16 protein-coding genes are annotated in these 14,197 nt (G+C 41.2%); 10 read left to right on the top strand and 6 right to left on the bottom strand.

Annotated features, from left to right (window positions below; translation table 11 throughout):
• Positions 1-62 precede the first annotated feature (62 nt).
• Complete coding sequence (locus C5695_RS16035; RefSeq protein ID WP_117731558.1) at positions 63-479, bottom strand: hypothetical protein; 417 nt, start codon at positions 477-479, stop codon at positions 63-65.
• Between the two features lie 191 nt (positions 480-670).
• Between C5695_RS16035 and C5695_RS16030 the strand changes: the two genes are divergently transcribed.
• Positions 671-877 (top strand): hypothetical protein, encoded by a 207-nt coding sequence (locus tag C5695_RS16030; RefSeq protein WP_012011136.1) that lies wholly within the window; start codon positions 671-673, stop codon positions 875-877.
• A gap of 46 nt (positions 878-923) precedes the next feature.
• On the opposite strand, the gene yumC is transcribed toward C5695_RS16030, so the two are convergent.
• Positions 924-1,922 (bottom strand): ferredoxin--NADP reductase 2, encoded by a 999-nt coding sequence (yumC, locus tag C5695_RS16025; protein ID WP_117731557.1) that lies wholly within the window; start codon positions 1,920-1,922, stop codon positions 924-926.
• A gap of 391 nt (positions 1,923-2,313) precedes the next feature.
• On the opposite strand from yumC, the gene C5695_RS16020 reads away from it, so the two are divergent.
• The 4 genes from C5695_RS16020 to C5695_RS16010 all read left to right on the top strand — a co-directional run bounded on the left by C5695_RS16020 (position 2,314) and on the right by C5695_RS16010 (position 4,939).
• On the top strand, positions 2,314-3,531 hold the full coding sequence (locus C5695_RS16020) for an NAD(P)/FAD-dependent oxidoreductase (RefSeq protein WP_187441867.1): 1,218 nt from the start codon (positions 2,314-2,316) through the stop codon (positions 3,529-3,531).
• A 136-nt stretch (positions 3,532-3,667) separates the two neighbouring features.
• Positions 3,668-3,793, top strand: a complete 126-nt coding sequence (locus C5695_RS20680; RefSeq protein WP_008346797.1) for a YuiA family protein — start codon at positions 3,668-3,670, stop codon at positions 3,791-3,793.
• Between the two features lie 81 nt (positions 3,794-3,874).
• Entirely contained in the window at positions 3,875-4,195 is a 321-nt protein-coding gene (locus C5695_RS16015) for a YuiB family protein (protein WP_117731555.1), read from the top strand.
• Positions 4,196-4,294: 99 nt separating this feature from the next.
• Complete coding sequence (locus C5695_RS16010; RefSeq protein ID WP_117731554.1) at positions 4,295-4,939, top strand: 3D domain-containing protein; 645 nt, start codon at positions 4,295-4,297, stop codon at positions 4,937-4,939.
• A gap of 42 nt (positions 4,940-4,981) precedes the next feature.
• Here C5695_RS16010 and C5695_RS16005 read toward each other — a convergent pair whose 3' ends face one another.
• Positions 4,982-5,458, bottom strand: coding sequence for a divergent PAP2 family protein (locus C5695_RS16005; RefSeq protein ID WP_024719744.1), 477 nt, complete (start codon positions 5,456-5,458; stop codon positions 4,982-4,984).
• A 323-nt stretch (positions 5,459-5,781) separates the two neighbouring features.
• Here C5695_RS16005 and C5695_RS16000 point away from each other — a divergent pair, with 323 nt between their 5' ends.
• The 3 genes from C5695_RS16000 (at position 5,782) to C5695_RS15985 (ending at position 9,898) form a co-directional block, all read left to right on the top strand.
• Positions 5,782-7,272 (top strand): leucyl aminopeptidase, encoded by a 1,491-nt coding sequence (locus C5695_RS16000; protein ID WP_117731553.1) that lies wholly within the window; start codon positions 5,782-5,784, stop codon positions 7,270-7,272.
• Positions 7,273-7,615: 343 nt separating this feature from the next.
• Positions 7,616-8,944, top strand: coding sequence for a Na+/H+ antiporter family protein (locus tag C5695_RS15990; RefSeq protein ID WP_117731551.1), 1,329 nt, complete (start codon positions 7,616-7,618; stop codon positions 8,942-8,944).
• Between the two features lie 177 nt (positions 8,945-9,121).
• A complete protein-coding gene (locus tag C5695_RS15985) occupies positions 9,122-9,898 on the top strand; it encodes a sporulation protein (RefSeq protein WP_117731550.1) in 777 nt (258 codons plus the stop codon).
• Between the two features lie 65 nt (positions 9,899-9,963).
• Here C5695_RS15985 and C5695_RS15980 read toward each other — a convergent pair whose 3' ends face one another.
• From C5695_RS15980 to C5695_RS15970, 3 genes are all read right to left on the bottom strand, one after another.
• A complete protein-coding gene (locus C5695_RS15980) occupies positions 9,964-10,560 on the bottom strand; it encodes a biotin transporter BioY (protein ID WP_003212636.1) in 597 nt (198 codons plus the stop codon).
• Positions 10,561-10,676: 116 nt separating this feature from the next.
• Positions 10,677-11,813 (bottom strand): alanine dehydrogenase, encoded by a 1,137-nt coding sequence (gene ald, locus C5695_RS15975; protein ID WP_117731549.1) that lies wholly within the window; start codon positions 11,811-11,813, stop codon positions 10,677-10,679.
• A 110-nt stretch (positions 11,814-11,923) separates the two neighbouring features.
• Complete coding sequence (locus C5695_RS15970) at positions 11,924-13,153, bottom strand: sporulation transcriptional activator AdeR (protein WP_117731548.1); 1,230 nt, start codon at positions 13,151-13,153, stop codon at positions 11,924-11,926.
• 406 nt (positions 13,154-13,559) lie between these two features.
• Here C5695_RS15970 and C5695_RS15965 point away from each other — a divergent pair, with 406 nt between their 5' ends.
• Together C5695_RS15965 and C5695_RS15960 are read left to right on the top strand one after the other, a co-directional pair.
• A complete protein-coding gene (locus C5695_RS15965; RefSeq protein WP_003213769.1) occupies positions 13,560-13,853 on the top strand; it encodes a WXG100 family type VII secretion target in 294 nt (97 codons plus the stop codon).
• A 95-nt stretch (positions 13,854-13,948) separates the two neighbouring features.
• Positions 13,949-14,188, top strand: a complete 240-nt coding sequence (locus C5695_RS15960) for an ESX secretion system protein YukD (protein WP_003213579.1) — start codon at positions 13,949-13,951, stop codon at positions 14,186-14,188.
• Positions 14,189-14,197 lie beyond the last annotated feature (9 nt).

Raw genomic sequence — 14,197 nt, 5'->3', positions numbered from 1 at the left:
ATGATAGCAGGACGTTGAAGGTGGAAAAATGAAAAGAGAGACACTCATCCAGCGCCTCCTTCTCACATTTCTTCTTCTGTTTTTAAAAGCTCTTTATCGAGAATATACACCAATTCATGTGAACTAGATAAATAGATCTCGATCTCTTTGTTGACATCTTCCATATGGATTTCAGCCTCAACTCGAATTTTCGCTGGTTTTCCACGATACACCACTTCAAACGTACCAATCTTTTTCGTTTCATTGTCTTTTTGCATGTTTTCCACTACAGTATGTATCTGCTTCATTTCTTGATCACTCAAACCAGAATCCAAAATCGAAGTGGACACACGCTTTAAAAAAGGTTCTAATTGATTAACATCAATATTTAACCCTGCTGCGAATTCAGCATCACGTTTATTAAAGTCTTTTGCAAACAGTACAACTGAGCCGCCAATGATGAGTAACAACCAAACACTAATTATGAAACGCCTCAACATCTTTCACCTAACCTTCATGATCTATTTTACTTTCTTTATATCGGACGAACAGAAGATACCTTCATTGATTTCCACCCTTCGCAAATCGCTCAATTTTGTTACAGCTTGCCCTCACAACTGGCTATTTCCACCCGAAAAGAGTATCATGAGAACCAAACATAAACTGTAGGTAGAAAAGAGGTTGCTGAGGTTTGAGTGAACAAATCAATTGCAGGAACTGTCATGAACTGATACCGTATCGTTCCAAAACGTGTCCAGCTTGCGGGATTGAGAAGCCGCTTCCGAAAAAGGAACGTGTGAAGGATCGGGTGATTTTGGTTGTGGCAGGGATTGTTGTGGTGCTACTTGCTGCAATGGTACTTGGAATGGCGAATGCCTATATTGGGGTTTTTAAATAAACGAAAAAGGAGTTCCGCTAGTGGGAACTCTTTTTTTTACTCTCTCTTATTTGTTTTCAAATAAGCTTGTGGAATGAAGAGGCTGTACACGGGCTTTCGGGTCCATGTAGGCTTTGGCATTGTTGACAGCTGTTGGTGCTTCACCAAATCCGCTGGCAATCAATTTGACTTTTCCTTCATACGTGCAGATATCGCCTGCTGCATAGAAGCCTTCAATATTGGTTTCCATTGTAGGTTTCACCACGATGGAGTTCTTTTCGATTTCAAGGCCCCATTGTTTAATTGGTCCAAGGGAGGAAACAAAACCGAAGTTGACGATCACGTCGTCTACATCAAGCACTTGTTTTTTGTCGCCTTTGACTTCTTCGAGCACGATCTGTTCAATGCGGTCTTCACCAATGAGCTCGGTTGGCACAAATGGTGTCACTACATTGACTTTCGAGTTGTGCAGGTTTTCTACACTGTGCTCATGGGCGCGGAATTTATCGCGGCGGTGAATAATGGATACTTCTTTTGCGATTGGCTCAAGCATCATTGCCCAGTCCACCGCAGAGTCTCCTCCGCCAAGAACAGCAACACGTCTGCCGGCAAATTGGTTCAAGTCATTAATGAAGTAATGTAGGTTGCTTCCTTCAAATGATTCTGCTGCATCTAGTTCAAGCTTTCTCGGTTGGAAAGCACCGTTACCAGCTGTGATGATGATCGTTTTAGAATAATGAATCTCTTGATTTGTGACGAGTTTAAAGATACCATCTGCCTGTTTTTCAACCGTCTCAACTGCTTGCTCTAAGCAAATGGTTTGATCAAATTTATCCATTTGTTCTTTTAAGTTATCAATTAATTCTTGTGCGCGGATTTTTGGAAAACCAGCCACATCATAAATATATTTTTCAGGGTAAAGAGCGGATAGTTGACCGCCGAGCTGAGGAAGGCTTTCAATGATTTTCACACTTGCCTGTCTCATGCCTCCGTAAAACGCAGTAAACAATCCAACTGGGCCGCCCCCGATAACGGTAATGTCATATACCTTAGAATCTTCTTGCATTCCTTTAATCCTCCCAAATGAAAATTGTTATCACTATATCATATCATACCACATATCGTCGTTTGACTTGTTTTGAAAAACTTGTCGTTTTTTGATGCGGAAGCTTTGAAAAAGAGGAAAAAGCGAGAAAGACCGTTTATCATCAGGATTTTCCGTTTAAAGCCTTGAAAAAAGGAGCAGAACTCGCTATTATTGTTAAGGGAACTAAATATTAATTTTTTATGAATTTTTGTCGGATACGGTCAAATGCTTTCGTTTTTTGTAGGTGAAAGTTCAGATTTTCACATACTTATTTTTTTGTTTAAATTTCATAAAATGCCGCAAAGCGGTTGAGAATAACGATATGTAATTCTTTATCCGTTTTACAGCAAATTTAAAAAAGGTGGATGTGATTCCAGTGAATAAACCGAAAATCGTTGTATTAGGTGCAGGTTATGGCGGATTAATGACTGTAACAAGATTAACAAAACAGCTTGGCACAAATGATGCGGACATTACTCTTGTGAACAAGCATAATTATCATTACGAAACAACATGGTTACATGAAGCAAGTGCAGGTACTCTTCATCATGACCGTTGTCGTTACCAAATCAAAGATGTGATTAACAGTTCCCGTGTCAACTTTGTACAAGCAACAGTTGAAAGCATTGATAAGGAAGCGAAGAAAGTTTTGACTTCAGATGGCGAACTTTCTTACGATTACCTTGTTGTTGCGCTTGGTGCTGTTCCTGAAACATTTGGTATTGCAGGATTGAAAGAATATGCATTCTCAATCTCTAACATCAACTCTGCTCGTCAGCTTCGTGAGCATATCGAGCTTCAATTTGCGACGTATAATACGGAAGCTGAAAAACGTTCAGAGCGCCTGACAATTGTTGTCGGCGGTGCTGGCTTCACAGGTATTGAGTTCCTTGGTGAGCTTGGAAACCGTGTACCTGAGCTTTGCAAAGAGTATGATATTGATCAAAAAGACGTGCGTATCATCTGTGTAGAAGCTGCACCAACAGCTCTTCCAGGATTCGATCCTGAATTGATCGACTATGCGATGAACTACCTTCAAGGTAAAGGTGTTGAGTTCAAAATCGGTACAGCGATCAAAGAATGTACGCCTGAAGGCATCATCGTTGGAAAAGACGATGATACAGAAGAAATCAAAGCTGAAACTGTTGTGTGGGCTGCTGGTGTACGCGGTAATCCAATCGTTGAAGAAGCTGGATTTGAAAACATGCGCGGCCGCGTAAAAGTATCTCCAGATCTTCGTGTACCAGAAAATGATGATGTATTCATCATTGGTGACTGTTCATTGATTATCAATGAAGAGATCAATCGTCCATACCCACCGACTGCACAAATTGCAATGCAGCAAGGTGAAACTGTAGCGAAAAACCTTGCAGCACTATTGAAAGGTGGTTCTCTTGAAAGCTTTAAGCCAGACATCAAAGGAACAGTTGCTTCTCTTGGTGAACACGACGCTGTAGGTGTTGCGTTTGGTAAAAAACTTCAAGGAACAAAAGCTTCTGCAATGAAGAAAATTATCGACAACCGTTCTTTATTCATGGTTGGCGGACCAGGACTTGTTCTGAAAAAAGGAAAATTCAAGTTCTTCTAAACCATCATAGACAAAAACGTGTATCCTCGTGATACACGTTTTTTTATGATATACGGAATATTTTCTCACTTGGTACTGGACAGAAAAATATGTTATGATGAATTATCAGAAAATTTAGATTAAGGGAGTGAGCAATATGAATGCACAAACAAAAGAAAAAAAGTCCACCTGTCAATATTGTTCGGGAAAAGGATATTTTCAGCTATTGCTCGGCGGATCTGAAACATGTGAGGAATGTAAAGGAACGGGAAAGAAGCATTAATCCCCTTGCTTTTTCCATTGATTGACTTCATCTCTATTTCCAAGTTAAACTAATGATGGGATATTTGGGGGTGGAGATGAAGTGATCAGTTTACCAGTCGTTATCATTTCAGTTATTTTATTTTTCGTGTTATTCTTCGGCATTGGCTTTTTGCTTAATATGCTGCTGAGAATGTCATGGATCATGGCAATTTTATATCCAATTGTATGCCTTTTCATTATCAATAATCAAAAGATGATTGCCTATGTTAGAGAACCTGGCATTGCTTTTTCTGGGATAGGAGACCGCATTGTCTCTCTCGCAGCGGCAGATATCATTATTTTATTCAGCGGCCTGATTGGTGCGATTGTATCAGGTCTTGTCATTAATGCCCTTCGAAAAAGAGGGTATCAAATGTTTTAACTCACTTGTGGACATGCAAGTGGGTTTTTTTGTTTCTCCTTTGCATAGTTTCCATTTTGTTTGGAAACAAATAGATGGGTAGAGGAGTGACAAATAGAGATGAAAACATGGATGAAACGATTGTTCATGACAGCCCTTTTCATGGTTGCGTTGATGACAAGTTTTACGGGCATATCTGGAGTCGAGCCAAGTGATTTAGCTGCATGGGTGAAAGAGTCCGATGCTGGCAAACAAGTATCTTCTTTTTTTCAGCAGCAAAAAAGAGAAACGATGGCACTTAAAAGTGATGACCTGCGCGCTGTTTCTTTAGAAGAAGCGTTTAATTGGAACGATTATCCGAAGCAAAAGGTTGTCGCTACAGGCTATACAGCAGGAGTGGAATCAACAGGTAAAACGAAGGAACATCATGCATATGGCATTACATATTCAGGCGTCAAAGTGAAACGAGATTTATACTCAACCGTGGCAGCAGATCCATCAGTCTTTCCGATCGGCACCGTGCTGTTTATCCCAAACTATGGCTACGGAGTGGTCGCAGATACTGGGAAAGCCATTAAAGGACATAAGCTTGATTTATACTATGAAACCGTTGATGATGTGTATAGAGAATGGGGTAAAAAAGTACTCGATGTGTACATCATCAAAAAAGGTGAAGGCTTGTTAACGGAAAAAGACTTAAACCGGCTCAATGAAGCAAAATCGATGCAAGTGTTCCGGCAGCAATTCCAAGCCAATAAAGAATAAAAAAGCTTTGGACAACGTTTAAGTCCAAAGCTTTTTTCGTTTCTACATGAAGTAATAATCTAAGATGAGTGTCAGCAAGATTCCTGTTAAGCCGCCAAAGAAAACCTCAATCGGCTTATGACCAAGAAGCTCTTTTAATTTCTTTTGCTTTTCTTTTTCTTCAGCACTTGGGAAATTCTTTGCTTCAGCAACAAAACGGTTAAAGTCTGTCACTAGCTTGTTGAGAACAGTTGCCTGTTCTCCTGCCTGTCTGCGCACACCTGTTGCATCAAACATGGTAATAATGGCAAAGATGGCGGAAATGGCAAAAATAGATGTTCCTAGCCCGTGCTCTAAAGCAACTGCTGTTGAGAGTGCTGTTACGGCTGCGGAGTGTGAACTTGGCATTCCGCCTGTGCTTGTAATGAGCGACCAATCTAGTCGTCTAGAAATGATAAATTGAATCGGTACTTTTACAAATTGAGCAAAAAAGATGGCTGCAAGGCTGGCAAGCAGCGGGAAATTCGTCAGTACGCTCATGAACAAGAAACATCCTCTCTTTAAGAAAAAATATGGTGCGAAATGATGGACTGTGTACCCTAGTATGATGAAAAATGATAGCAGTATAAAATGCTTCCAAGTCCATGTTCAATTATAACATTAAAGAAAGTAGATGTGGAACGAGGAGAATGCAGGCGGACTGCTCAAGTTTTCATCGCTTTTTTCATGATGCCCTTCCATGTGTGAAAATATAAATGTTCATCGAGTAAAGACAGACTGGCAATGATCGTATAGGCACGTAAATTTTGATATAATAGAGATTACAATGTGAAAAATGGAGTTCATTGAAGGAGCGTGTGATAATGTTTTTCTCGACAAATGAATGGCAACATAAAGATACACTGGCGATCGGGCTTTTTCAAAAGAGCCAATTATCAGGAAAAGCAAAAGAAATGGATGAATTACTTGAAGGAAGAATCACTGAATTATTAAAAGAAGGCGATATTTCATCTAAACGAAATCAGCTTTCGAAGTTTTTCCCATCCCCTGAAACAGGCATCAAACGCATTTATTTTGTCGGGCTTGGGAAGGAATCAGATTACACGTTTGAAGAGGCGAAAGAAGGCTTTGCGCATTTATTTAAAAAGCTTCATCAAGATAAAAAGCAAGCGGTTTCGGTCTTACTGGATACGTTTATTGGAAAAGATCTGCCTGCCCAAGATGCAGCGCATGCTCTTTCTGAAAGCTGCCTTTTAGCTACATATGAATTACAGGATTTTAAACATAAAACAAATGAACCGGATCGTTTTATCGAGTTTGTTTATGCAACGACGAATCATGATACAGCTGAAATTCAGGCAAGTCTGAAAGTGGGCGAAGTGTACGGACAGTCCGTTAATTCAGCTCGTACCCTTGTGAATATGCCGCCAAACATGCTCACATCCTCTGATCTGGCTTCATACGCGGCAGAGCTTGCATATAAGTATGAATTTGAGATTGAAATTTTAGATAAAGACCAAATGGAAGAGCTTGGGATGGGCGGGATTCTAGCTGTCAATAGAGGCTCAACAGAACCACCAAAGCTCATCGTGCTGAAATATCAAGGCAAGGAAGAATGGACAGACGTCATTGGGCTTGTCGGTAAAGGCATCACATATGATACCGGTGGATATTCTTTAAAGCCAAAAGCAAGTATGGTTGGGATGAAAACTGATATGGGCGGCTCAGCCTCTGTTTTAGGCGCCATGGAAATCATCGGTGAACTGCGTCCAGAGCAAAATGTCATTGCTGTTATTGCTTCAACAGACAATATGATTTCGGCAGACGCGATGAAGCCGGATGACGTCATTGTGTCGCTTAGCGGTAAAACAATCGAAGTGCTGAATACGGATGCAGAAGGACGCCTTGTTTTAGCAGATGGAGTCACGTATGCGAAGCAGCACGGTGCTTCGGTCCTTATAGACGTGGCTACATTAACAGGCGGGGTCATTGTGGCGCTTGGAAATGAGACTACAGGTGTGATGACGAATAACGATGAACTGTATGCTCAGTTTAAAGAGGCATCAGAAGAATGCGGTGAAATGATTTGGCAGCTGCCAATCACTGAAAAAGATAAAAAACGAGTGCGAAACAGCAAAATGGCGGATCTCAATAACTCACCAGGCCGCGATGGTCATGCGATTATGGCAGGAGCATTCATTGGTGAATTTGCTGAGGATACACCTTGGGTTCATTTAGATATTGCTGGAACGGCAACAACAGAAAAGCCTTCATGCTTTGGACCAACAGGGGCGACAGGTGTGATGGTAAGATCACTCGCAACATTTGTGGAACGATTTGAAGGAAAGAAATAAAGGGTAATCAGGCTCTGCCAAATGGCGGAGCTTTAGATTGTTGACAAAGGGCTAAAATGATCTTTATTTTAGCCCTTTGTCTTCTTTTCAGTGTGATAGAAAACCTTTGAAGTCTAGGAAGGACGAGTACCGGAGCGGAGCGAATTGGATATTCGTGAGCACCGGAGCGCAGACCTGACAACGAATGCGAGGGTTTGTCTACACGCTGAGGCTCTGCCAAATGGCGGAGCTTTTTTTATGTAGGTCATACGCCATTTGACGAAGGAAATTTTCTGTGGTAACATACGTTGGTACTTTAATTATCTACTACATTAGTAAACTAAAGGATTTCGGAGGTTTCATCATGAATGCAGTTGTTATAGCGGTTCTTTTAATGTTGATATTAAGCCTGCTGCGTGTCAATGTGGTCATTGCTCTCGCGTTTGGTGCTTTAGCTGGTGGACTTGCAGGCGGATTAGGCCTGGCAGGAACAGTTGAAGCCTTTACTGACGGGCTGGGAGGAAATGCAACAGTTGCTATAAGCTATGCACTTTTAGGGGCATTTGCAGCGGCGCTGACGAAAACAGGTCTTCCAGACGCCATGGTAGAAGGGGCAGTAAAGCTACTAGGAAAGGAAGGCGATTCAAGAAGAAAAACATTATCAAAAGTACTCATCATTCTTGTTATTTTGATTGTTTCTTGTTTTTCACAAAACGTCGTTCCAGTTCATATTGCCTTTATTCCAGTCTTAATTCCACCATTATTAAAAGTGTTCAATGAGCTTCAAATCGACCGCAGACTGCTAGCATGTGTGATGACTTTCGGACTGACTGCACCATATATTTTACTTCCAGTCGGATTTGGACAGATTTTTCACGGGATGCTTCGTGATAACATGAAAGAGGCAGGATTAACTGTACAATTAACAGATGTTCCACTAGCCATGCTTATTCCTGTAGGAGGCATGATGCTCGGGTTGCTTGTTTCACTTTTTGTGTATCGGAAACCAAGAGTATATGAGGATCGAGATATCACGGACGTAGAAAAATCAGCTTATACAAAAAAGAGCTTATTGCTTGCAGTGCTGGCTATCCTTGTATCACTCACTGTCCAGCTTTATTTATCTCAAAGCCTTGGCGTGGAAGGAATGATTTTCGGTGCGCTGGCAGGCCTTCTCGTTCTGTTTTTCACAGGCATGATGAAACGGGATGAAGCTGATGCGCTTATTACCTCAGGGATGAATATGATGGCATTTATTGGCTTTGTGATGCTTGTGGCGGCTGGATTTGCCAACGTATTAACGAAAACAGGCGATATTGAACAACTAGTGAAAGCATCTTCTCAGTTAATTGGAAACAATCAAAGCGTAGCGGCCATTTTAATGTTATTAGTTGGTTTGCTTGTGACAATGGGGATCGGCTCATCCTTTGCGACGATTCCAATCATCACAACAATTTTTGTTCCGTTATGCATGCACCTAGGATTTAGTCCATTAGCCACGATTGCAATTATTGGTTCAGCTGCGGCTGTTGGGGATGCAGGTTCACCTGCAAGTGACAGTACGCTTGGACCGACATCTGGATTGAATATGGATGGACAGCATCACCACATTTGGGGTACTTGTGTTCCAACATTTGTCTTTTATAATGTACCGCTTGTCCTGTTCGGCTGGCTTGCGGCAATTATTCTTTAATAATGAAAGCTTGTAGAGAAAACGTTGTTTTTTCTATAAGCTTTTTTTGATGTTTTCTCCATTATTGTATCTGTCTGAGGGTAAAAAATAATTAGGAAAAAAGTATGATTCAAATGAATCTTTCTTCCTCTTTCTTACGTATATATGCTGATAAAAATGAAAAGGGGAAGATGAGCGATGTCATTTTTTAAAAAGCTAGCGGCAAGTGCTGGGATTGGTGCAGCGAAAGTAGATACCATTTTGGAGAAAAACGCTTATTATCCAGGACAAGAGGTAAAAGGAACTGTCCATGCAAAGGGCGGGAAAATCTCTCAGGATATCCGCTATATTGATGTCAAAATTCAAACACAGTATGTGATTGTGCAAGATGATGAAGAGCGTAGAAAATACGTGAACATCTATTCCTTACGGGTGACGGATGCCTTTACCATCCAGCCTAGCGAAAAGCATGAATTTCCGTTTTCATTTATTCTTCCTATTGATACCCCGATGACCGTCGGGAAAGTAGAAATTGCAGTGGTGACAGACCTTGATATCCAAGGCGGAATCGATAAATCTGACTATGACCGTATTTTTGTTGAGGCACATCCTTGGGTGAAAAATGTACTGGAAGCGACTAGCAATCTAGGCTTCCACTTGAACGAAGCGGATTGTGAACAAGCGCCTTACTTCCAGCGTCGTCTGCCATTTGTTCAAGAATTCGAGTTTATTCCGACATCAGACTACTATCGTTATATGCTGGATGAGTTAGAGCTAATTTTTCTGATAGATGAGGGAGGATTAGACATTGTTTTCGAAGTTGATCGTAGAGCAAGAGGACTCAGAGGGTGGCTTGAGGAGATGTATAATGATGGGGAACAGCTTGTGCGCTACCGCTTCAGTCCATCAGATCTTGAAGATGTAGAAGTGCTTGAAGGAATGCTAGAAGGAATCATCGATCAATACGCTGAGTAATGATGAAAAGAGCCTGAATGAAGACAGGCTCTTTTTTCTATGATCAATTTTCAGACTGTCTGCATTTATGATGCGGCTTGTTGTTTTCGAAAGGACGTGGCTTTTGAAACAGAGCGATAAATTTTAGGTGCCAGCATCGCAAGTAATATCGTTAATGCGTAGTCTTTCACCATAAACCAGATCATAAAGAACCACGTGGTTTGATAGGAAATCGGAGCATTCAGCCACACATTTAATGCGAGGTATGTATAAGTCGTGCCGATCACATACATCACCGTCGTTCCAGCAATAGCTGCAAGCAAGAAGCGGCCGAAGCCTGGATTTTTTCTTTTTTCTAAAATGAATCCAGCTAGCCAGGCAGCAGGAATGTACGATAAGACAAAGCCACCGCTTTTGCCTAAAATGACCCCAAAGCCTGCAGAGAACTGTGCGAATACTGGTGCACCAGCAATTCCGACCAAGGCATATACAATCATGGCTAATGCGCCAAGCCGTCTGCCGAGTAAAAGACCAGCAAGTACACAAAAAAACGGCTGCATCGTGAGTGGAATTCCACCGACCTGTAAAAACGGTACAATCGAGGTGATATTTGCTCCAATTGCCATGAGTGCGGCAAACATTCCGACTAGCACAAAATCAGCAGTTCTTGTTTTCTGTTGCATGATGTTTCCCCCTGTCATATCTGTACAAATAGATTAAGGGGGTGAGGAGTATTTGTCAACCTATTTTCATTATTAGTTAACAATAAAACCCGCCCATCAAAAGGGGCGGGTTTATATTAAGCTTCTGTCATAGAAGACGCATCGACCGCTTGAAAAACAGGCACATAATCATAGCCGAGGTCACGGGCGACCGCTTCATATGTGATATGTCCGTTCATGACATTGACACCTTCTGCGATGGCTTTGTTTTCTTGAATGGCTTTTGCAGCGCCTTTATTGGCAATTTGCAGCGCGTATGGAACGGTGACATTCGTTAAAGCAACAGTCGATGTCCGCGGAACTGCTCCAGGCATATTGGCCACTGCATAATGTAAAATGCCGTGTTTTTCATAAGTAGGCTGATCATGTGTTGTGATATGATCAATGGTTTCAACAATGCCGCCTTGATCAATAGCTACGTCTACAATGACAGAGCCCGGCTTCATTTGTTTCACCATCTCTTCCGTCACAAGCGTTGGTGCTTTGGCACCTGGGATCAGCACCGCACAAATGAGAAGATCTGCCTCGCTGACTGAATCAGCAATGTTTACTGGGTTAGACATTAACGTTTTCATTTGATGACCAAATTGATCGTCCAGCTGACGCAAGCGTTCTGCGTTTACGTCAATAAGAGTGACATCTGCGCCAAGTCCAATCGCCATTTTCGCTGCGTTTGTTCCAACAACACCGCCGCCTATAATGGTGACCTTTCCTCTTGATACCCCTGGTACACCTGCGAGCAAGATGCCTTTGCCGCCTTTTGGCTTTTCTAAAAATTGTGCTCCGATTTGAGCGGCCATTCTGCCTGCGACTTCAGACATAGGTGTTAAGAGCGGGAGTGATTTTCCGTCCGTTACTGTTTCATAAGCAATAGCTGTGACGCCTTTTTGTTTTAAAGCTTCAGCCAAGGAGGGCTCTGCAGCAAGATGCAGGTACGTAAATAAGATGAGTCCGTCTCTGAAATATGAATATTCCTCAGGTAATGGTTCTTTTACCTTCATGATCATATCAGAAGATGCCCACACATCTTTCGCTTGATCGAGAATTTCTGCACCCACAGATACATAATCGTCATCAGTGAATCCGCTTCCAAAACCAGCGTTTGTTTCAATCAAAATCTGATGTCCAGCTGAAAGTAATTGAGAAGCTGCTCCTGGTGTTAATGCCACTCGGTTTTCATTGTTCTTAATCTCTTTCGGAATGCCGATGATCATGTTTATTCCTCCCATGCTTATCTATTTATATTGTATGTCTAGTGTATCCTGAATGTTTAAAAAATGCTTCGGTTGAAATAAAAAATAAAAAAACGCCTCTTTGTGAAATTTCACAAATGGACGTTTTTTAGCTTCATATCAAGGTATATGGTCATTTTCTCATTCATGTTTTTTAAATCGATTTCTGCAATGTCTGTAATGCGTTTTAATCTGTAATTCAATGTATTGATGTGGATGTTTAATTGCTTTGCCGCAATATTGGCATTGCTGTCGCAGTCAATAAACCGTTCAAGGGTTTCGACTAGGTTGGAATGATGTCTCAGGTCGTAATCCTCCAGCTTCGATAAAGAATAACTGGAATAAGACGAGCCCCTTCGCTTTTCAGCGAGGACATCTAAGTATTGATAAATACCGAGTTCAGAAAAACTGTGTAAACGTTCGGTTTCAACAGGGAAGCGCTCTTTTGTTTTTAATACAGCCAGTGCTTCTTTATACGATGGCTGAATGTGAGAGATGTTATCGTAAATTCCACCAATCGCTGCTTGAACGTGATGGATATGATAACGGTCAGACAGCTGCTGCAGCATACCGCTTGTGAATTGTTTAATATCCTGTAGCGGGTGTTCCGTTTTAGGTGAGACAAGAATAATAAATTCGTGAAAATCAACAGTCGTTAACAGCACTTGGACTTGCTGCGTTGTTTCAAGCAAGTATGATAGCTTTTTTTCTGTCTCCTCTGTGAGTTCGTCACGAAGGCGGAAGATGATGATGGCATACGTGTCTGGACATCTGATGCCGAGTCTTAAAAATAGGTCGAGCATCTCATCCTTTTCATGAATATGACCTGTGAGCATCTTCCAAAAAAGCTCCTGATTGCGTTCTTCTGTTTTCGTTTTGCGAATTTGTAAATTGAGTAATTTGTTTTTAACAGCATGTGCTGCCATCTTTAGAAGGTCCATTTCTTCTTCTGAAAAGGGCTGTGTGGATTCAATGGCCCAAATAAATCCGAGCACTTCTTTGTCCTTCCAGATTGAAATGGCCACCCTGCTAGATAAACCCACCTCTGCAATTTGAGGGACACGAAGCGGTTCGTCTGTTTTAAGAAGTGTAGGAATGATACCGTCCTTCCAAAGCCGATTGATGACTTTTTCCGGTACCCGGCGGGAGATAATGGTTGAAGTTCTGGCGGGATCAGTAAAATCATTATGTGTGCTATAGGCCAATAATCGATGATGAGTATCTTCTATAGTAATAGGGCAATTGAGCACATCACTTATTTGGTCTGCCACATCCTCTAAACGATCAAGACTATACTTAAATGGATCTGTCCTTTTTGTCATAAAAACCCCTGCTTTTTCGAATATTTCACGTACTTACATTATGAAGAGAATGAGGTACGTAAATCAATAACAAAATGCCATAAATTTTAAAAAAGAGATTGCCCTGAGAAGTGAGCCCATTGATGTTGAATGAAGACGAAAAAGAAATAGTACAATAATAACGTAGTAAAAAATCAATAGGCGGAAAGATTCAGTGAAGTGTGTCTACATTTATTAAGAATATATGACCAAAAAAATGTAAAATACTAGATAAAGAGCGAAAAAACAGTAATTCTATAGACTCATTTTGTAAAATAAAAACAGATTTGTTTGACTGTGTATCATTTCTGTTTTTATAATGATAACGTCAAAAAATAAGTGGATTAGCCCATTATATGGTGGCTATGCCCGGGAGGTAATGAGGAATATGTCAGGAATTATTCGCGTAACCCCAGAAGAACTAAGAGCGACCGCTAAGCAATATGGTGTTGAAAGTCAAGAAGTGTTAAACCAAGTTGATCGTCTAAATAGAATGATCTCTGATTTAAAAGGAATGTGGGAAGGTGCTTCTAGTGAAGCATTTGCTGATCAATACGAGCAGTTAAAGCCTTCATTCATCAAAATGTCTGATCTATTAACAGATGTCAGCAATCAGCTTGATCAAACGGCAAATACACTTGAAAGCACTGACCAAGACATCGCAAGCCAAATCCGCGGCTAATCAAAGGGATTTCCTTTCTAAGTGTGAAAAGCAGAAAAAGCGCCGAGTCTGTCAATGGATGCCGGCGCTCTTTCTATTTTGTGAGGTGGAAATTTGTGTATATCGATATTACCATCGACTTAAAAAATTACGATGGCAGTGTGTTTGATTTGAGACTATCAAATTATTTACATATTAAACAAGTCATCCATATCGCCTGGCAGGCAAAGCAAATCTCACTTCCTAAGCGAGAAGGCGGATGGGTGCGTGTAGTCAATAAGAAAGCTGTGTTTTCAGGCGAATATAAGCTGTCAGACTGTGGCATCACCACAGGGGACAGGCTGGAAATACTATGAAAGGACTTT

Source organism: Bacillus pumilus, assembly GCF_003431975.1.
GTDB lineage: Bacteria > Bacillota > Bacilli > Bacillales > Bacillaceae > Bacillus > Bacillus pumilus_N.
The sequence above is the reverse complement of the archived record's forward strand: the minus strand, read 5'-3'. Positions and strand labels throughout refer to the sequence as shown.